This window comes from Herbiconiux daphne, assembly GCF_024979295.1.
GTDB lineage: Bacteria > Actinomycetota > Actinomycetes > Actinomycetales > Microbacteriaceae > Herbiconiux > Herbiconiux daphnes.
This window is the reverse complement of the sequence record NZ_JANLCJ010000459.1, coordinates 1-657: the sequence shown is the minus strand read 5'-3', so window position 1 is coordinate 657 and position 657 is coordinate 1. Positions and strand designations below refer to the sequence as shown.

Here is a 657-nt window from a genome sequence, read left to right as displayed (position 1 = left end):
TCCCTCAAAACGAAAAACATCCGGTCCGCTACCCCGCGCGGGTGGGCGCTGGCCGTCTACCACAACATGAAGTAAGGAGGCCCAAATGGCCGAAAATGAGAGCGCTGGCGGCGTCATCGTCGAGATCAGCGCAGACGTCTCGGGGCTCATTACGGCCACGCGGCGAACCGAGGCCGAGCTGAGGAACGTCGGCACCGCTGCCGACACTGCTGGCACCCACGTCGCGGGCCTCGAAACCCAACTGACCCAAACAGCCGCAGCGGTCCGAACCGCTGGCGCAGGGTTTGGCAACCTCCAGCGCCAGCTCGCGGGCGCGGGCAACCAGGTCACGGACTTTTTTCTGATGGTGACAGGCGGCCAGGGCGTGATCCGTGCGCTCTCCACGCAGGCCAACCAGCTCGGCATGATGTTCGGCCCTCAGGGCGCAATCATCGGCGGGATCATCGGCCTCGGGGCCATGCTCGTCGGCGTCCTATTCCCGAACCTCGACAACACCAAAGAGAAGATGAAAGAGACGCAGGACGCCGCGAAAGCGCTGGCCGACATCTTTCAAATCACCGCCGAGGGCGCGGTGGTGCTCTCTGAGAAATTCGAGAAGCTGGCCGCAGCGAACGAGGCCGCAGCTCACGCGCAGCTAATCGGCGCAATTAGCCAGGC

General features: G+C 64.1%; 1 protein-coding gene. It reads left to right on the top strand.

Annotation, left to right across the window (positions count from 1 at the left end):
- Window positions 1-85: 85 nt before the first annotated feature.
- Window positions 86-657: hypothetical protein (locus N1032_RS25845; protein WP_259543477.1), on the top strand; the 572-nt coding region annotated here is incomplete at its 3' end.